Source organism: Micrococcus sp. TCR-5 (assembly GCF_052220525.1).
GTDB lineage: Bacteria > Actinomycetota > Actinomycetes > Actinomycetales > Micrococcaceae > Micrococcus > Micrococcus luteus.
This window is the reverse complement of sequence record NZ_JBQPDO010000032.1, coordinates 1-5,667: the sequence shown is the minus strand read 5'-3', so window position 1 is coordinate 5,667 and position 5,667 is coordinate 1. Positions and strand designations below refer to the sequence as shown.

Below are 5,667 nucleotides of genomic sequence, written 5' to 3'. Positions count from 1 at the left end.
GTGCGAGGCCCTCCCTCAAAGAATGTCCGGCGGCGACCTACTCTCCCACAACCTCCCGGCTGCAGTACCATCGGCGCTGTGGGCCTTAGCTTCCGGGTTCGGAATGGAACCGGGCGTTTCCCCCACGCTATGACCGCCGTAACCCTAACCCCACACCACCACCCTCAACACGGGCAACAGCAGGGAAACCTACGGGTCACACAACAGTGACACTATTCAACTCAAAACACCTCAACCATCCACCAACAAGCAGACAGCCGGTTGCAATCAGACAACCGCACAGTGGACGCGAACACCAACCCATCACCTTGAAGCAAGCAATAGGATAAGAGTGTGTGTAAGTCATCGGCCTATTAGTACTGGTCAGCTTCACGAGTCTTCAGTCCTCGCTTCCACATCCAGCCTATCAACCCAGTGTTCTAGCTGGGGGCCTCACACCTCAAAGGGGCAAGGAAATCTCATCTCGAAGCCGGCTTCCCGCTTAGATGCTTTCAGCGGTTATCCATCCCGAACGTAGCTAATCAGCCATGCACCTGGCGGTACAACTGACATACCAGAGGTTCGTCCGTCCCGGTCCTCTCGTACTAAGGACAGACCTTCTCAAATTTCCAACGCGCGCAGAGGATAGGGACCGAACTGTCTCACGACGTTCTGAACCCAGCTCGCGTACCGCTTTAATGGGCGAACAGCCCAACCCTTGGGACCTACTCCAGCCCCAGGATGCGACGAGCCGACATCGAGGTGCCAAACCATGCCGTCGATATGGACTCTTGGGCAAGATCAGCCTGTTATCCCCGAGGTACCTTTTATCCGTTGAGCGACGGCCGTTCCACAACGAGCCGCCGGATCACTAGTCCCGACTTTCGTCCCTGCTCGAGCTGCCACTCTCACAGTCAAGCTCCCTTGTGCACTTGCACTCGACACCTGATTGCCAACCAGGCTGAGGGAACCTTTGGGCGCCTCCGTTACATTTTAGGAGGCAACCGCCCCAGTTAAACTACCCATCAGGCACTGTCCCTGACCCGGATCACGGGCCGAAGTTAGATATCCAGAGTGACCAGAGTGGTATTTCAACGGCGACTCCACGAACACTGGCGTGCCCGCTTCACAGTCTCCCACCTATCCTACACAAGTCACACCGAATACCAATACCAAACTATAGTAAAGGTCACGGGGTCTTTCCGTCCTTCTGCGCGTAACGAGCATCTTTACTCGTAATGCAATTTCGCCGAGTTCATGGTTGAGACAGCGGGGAAGTCGTTACTCCATTCGTGCAGGTCGGAACTTACCCGACAAGGAATTTCGCTACCTTAGGATGGTTATAGTTACCACCGCCGTTTACTGGGGCTTAAGTTCTCCGCTTCGCCGAAGCTAACGGGTCCCCTTAACCTTCCAGCACCGGGCAGGAGTCAGTCCATATACATCGTCTTACGACTTCGCATGGACCTGTGTTTTTGATAAACAGTCGCTTCCCCCTGGTCTCTGCGGCCCCGATCCCCTCACACCAGCGAGTGGTGCTCAAGGTTGGGGCCCCCCTTCTCCCGAAGTTACGGGGGCATTTTGCCGAGTTCCTTAACCATGATTCTCTCGATCGCCTTAGTATTCTCTACCTGACCACCTGTGTCGGTTTAGGGTACGGGCAGTTTGAACCTCACGCCGATGCTTTTCTAGGCAGCATAGGATCACCGGATCACCCACCACGTGGGCGCCCATCAGGTCTCAGGCATACAGCCGGCGGATTTACCTACCGGCAGCCCTACACCCTTAGACCAGGTCATTTCCATTGCCCGGCCCGGCTACCTTCCTGCGTCACACCTGTTAATGCGCTTGCCTCCCCGGTTCAGGTCCCGCGCTCCCCACCACCGACCCCGTCAAAGACGGGGTTCGGGATGGTTCGGGCGGTTAGTATCACCGGCTCAGCATGGGCGGTTCTTCACTGGTACGGGAATATCAACCCGTTGTCCATCGACTACGCCTGTCGGCCTCGCCTTAGGTCCCGACTTACCCAGGGCAGATTAGCTTGACCCTGGAACCCTTAGTCATCCGGCGGACGGGTTTCTCACCCGTCTTTCGCTACTCATGCCTGCATTCTCACTCGTCCACAATCCACCAGAAGTTACCCGCTGGCTTCACCTCGTGAACGACGCTCCCCTACCCATCCAGCAAAACTGAATGCCACGGTTTCGGCGGTGTACTTGAGCCCCGCTACATTGTCGGCGCGGAATCACTTGACCAGTGAGCTATTACGCACTCTTTCAAGGGTGGCTGCTTCTAAGCCAACCTCCTGGTTGTCTCAGCAACTCCACATCCTTTCCCACTTAGCACACGCTTAGGGGCCTTAACCGGTGGTCTGGGCTGTTTCCCTCTCGACTATGAAGCTTATCCCCCACAGTCTCACTGCCACGCTCTCACTTCCCGGCATTCGGAGTTTGGCTGAAGTCAGTAACCTTGTAGGGCCCATCGTCCATCCAGTAGCTCTACCTCCGGGAAGAAACACGTGACGCTGCACCTAAATGCATTTCGGGGAGAACCAGCTATCACGGAGTTTGATTGGCCTTTCACCCCTACCCACAGCTCATCCCCTCCATTTTCAACTGAAGTGGGTTCGGTCCTCCACGCGCTCTTACACGCGCTTCAACCTGGCCATGGGTAGATCACTCCGCTTCGGGTCTAGGACACGCGACTCAATCGCCCTATTCAGACTCGCTTTCGCTACGGCTTCCCCACACGGGTTAACCTCGCCACGTATCACTAACTCGCAGGCTCATTCTTCAAAAGGCACGCTGTCACCCCACAAGGAGGCTCCAACGGTTTGTAGGCACATGGTTTCAGGTACTATTTCACTCCCCTCCCGGGGTACTTTTCACCATTCCCTCACGGTACTGATCCGCTATCGGTCAACAGGTAGTATTCAGGCTTACCAGGTGGTCCTGGCAGATTCACACGGGATTCCTCGGGCCCCGTGCTACTCGGGCAACCCTCCAACAGCGGCGGAACACATTTCGACTACGGGACTCTCACCCTCTACGGTCCAGCATCCACACTGGTTCGTCTATATGCCCGCACCTCACTGCGCCATGCCGGCAGACATGACAAGGAGGGGCCCACAACACCGCACATGCAACCCCTGCCGGGTATCACACACATACGGTTTAGCCCCATCCGCGTTCGCTCGCCACTACTAACGGAATCACTTTTGTTTTCTCTTCCTGTGGGTACTGAGATGTTTCACTTCCCCACGTTCCCTCCACCCGGTCTATGTGTTCAACCGGGGGTCACACGACACGTCGTGCGGGGTTTCCCCATTCGGAAATCCTGGTCTCAACGTCCGGTTATCGACTCCACCAGGCTTATCGCAGATTCCCACGTCCTTCTTCGGCTCCTGTTGCCAAGGCATCCACCATGCGCCCTTGGAAACTTTCACACACAATGAAAGTCCTCAAATGAGCAATATCTAACTAAGATGTCATTCTCGGCATCACCACACCTCACACACCACCCCAGGGGGAACAGTGCGATCAACGATGCAGCAACAAAAAAAATAAGATGCTCGCGTCCACTATGCAGTTCTCAAACAACAACCCACACCCCATCCACCAACCCACAAGGCCAGCTTCACAAGATACGGAGACCAGAAACAACAACCCCAACCCTCACAGATCAGGGTGCCTGCTGTTCCAGGACCCAACAGTGTGCCAACACCAGCCCGCAGCCACCAACACCACCCATTCCAACCACACCCTCACAGGCATGACGTACTCGAGCACTGCCGGCACCACCACTGGCACCATTCATTGATGTTCCACCCATGAGCAACCCGCCATCACACACGCGGTGATGCAACGGGCACTGATGCTCCTTAGAAAGGAGGTGATCCAGCCGCACCTTCCGGTACGGCTACCTTGTTACGACTTAGTCCCAATCGCTGGTCCCACCTTCGACGGCTCCCCCCACAAGGGTTAGGCCACCGGCTTCGGGTGTTACCGACTTTCGTGACTTGACGGGCGGTGTGTACAAGGCCCGGGAACGTATTCACCGCAGCGTTGCTGATCTGCGATTACTAGCGACTCCGACTTCATGGGGTCGAGTTGCAGACCCCAATCCGAACTGAGACCGGCTTTTTGGGATTAGCTCCACCTCACAGTATCGCAACCCATTGTACCGGCCATTGTAGCATGCGTGAAGCCCAAGACATAAGGGGCATGATGATTTGACGTCGTCCTCACCTTCCTCCGAGTTGACCCCGGCAGTCTCCCATGAGTCCCCACCACGACGTGCTGGCAACATGGAACGAGGGTTGCGCTCGTTGCGGGACTTAACCCAACATCTCACGACACGAGCTGACGACAACCATGCACCACCTGTGAACCCGCCCCAAAGGGGAAACCGTATCTCTACGGCGATCGAGAACATGTCAAGCCTTGGTAAGGTTCTTCGCGTTGCATCGAATTAATCCGCATGCTCCGCCGCTTGTGCGGGCCCCCGTCAATTCCTTTGAGTTTTAGCCTTGCGGCCGTACTCCCCAGGCGGGGCACTTAATGCGTTAGCTGCGGCACGGAAACCGTGGAATGGTCCCCACACCTAGTGCCCAACGTTTACGGCATGGACTACCAGGGTATCTAATCCTGTTCGCTCCCCATGCTTTCGCTCCTCAGCGTCAGTTACAGCCCAGAGACCTGCCTTCGCCATCGGTGTTCCTCCTGATATCTGCGCATTCCACCGCTACACCAGGAATTCCAGTCTCCCCTACCGCACTCTAGTCTGCCCGTACCCACCGCAGATCCGGGGTTAAGCCCCGGACTTTCACGACAGACGCGACAAACCGCCTACGAGCTCTTTACGCCCAATAATTCCGGATAACGCTCGCACCCTACGTATTACCGCGGCTGCTGGCACGTAGTTAGCCGGTGCTTCTTCTGCAGGTACCGTCACTTTCGCTTCTTCCCTACTGAAAGAGGTTTACAACCCGAAGGCCGTCATCCCTCACGCGGCGTCGCTGCATCAGGCTTGCGCCCATTGTGCAATATTCCCCACTGCTGCCTCCCGTAGGAGTCTGGGCCGTGTCTCAGTCCCAGTGTGGCCGGTCACCCTCTCAGGCCGGCTACCCGTCGTCGCCTTGGTGAGCCATTACCTCACCAACAAGCTGATAGGCCGCGAGTCCATCCAAAACCGATAAATCTTTCCAACACCCACCATGCGGTGGACGCTCCTATCCGGTATTAGACCCAGTTTCCCAGGCTTATCCCAGAGTTAAGGGCAGGTTACTCACGTGTTACTCACCCGTTCGCCACTAATCCACCCAGCAAGCTGGGCTTCATCGTTCGACTTGCATGTGTTAAGCACGCCGCCAGCGTTCATCCTGAGCCAGGATCAAACTCTCCGTAAAAAAATTACAGAACAACACCGTGGCAGCCGGAAATAACCACCACGACATCCATTCAATACCTGGCAGACCATCACCACACCACGGGGGTGGCAGGCGATGATCAACCAATATGTGTTAAAACAATTGGCATCAACAAACTTGGCACACTATTGAGTTCTCAAACAACAGGCGCTTCCAGCTTCAGCGACCCGCTCCGCGGGCCGTTTCGCTCTGGAGCAACTTCTCCATCCTAGACCATCCGTTTCGACCGTGTCAACTCCGTGTCCGAAGCATTCACCGTC

At 56.0% G+C, this 5,667-nt stretch carries 3 rRNA genes; all 3 read right to left on the bottom strand.

What is annotated here, in order from left to right:
• Positions 1 to 24: 24 nt before the first annotated feature.
• The 3 genes from rrf to ACTSKS_RS10895 all read right to left on the bottom strand — a co-directional run bounded on the left by rrf (position 25) and on the right by ACTSKS_RS10895 (position 5,386).
• Positions 25 to 141: ribosomal RNA gene (gene rrf / locus ACTSKS_RS10905) — 5S ribosomal RNA — on the bottom strand.
• 192 nt (positions 142 to 333) lie between these two features.
• Positions 334 to 3,424 (bottom strand): 23S ribosomal RNA (locus ACTSKS_RS10900).
• A 439-nt stretch (positions 3,425 to 3,863) separates the two neighbouring features.
• Positions 3,864 to 5,386: ribosomal RNA gene (locus ACTSKS_RS10895) — 16S ribosomal RNA — on the bottom strand.
• Together the 16S, 23S and 5S rRNA genes form the textbook arrangement of a ribosomal RNA operon.
• Between the last annotated feature and the right edge of the window lie 281 nt (positions 5,387 to 5,667).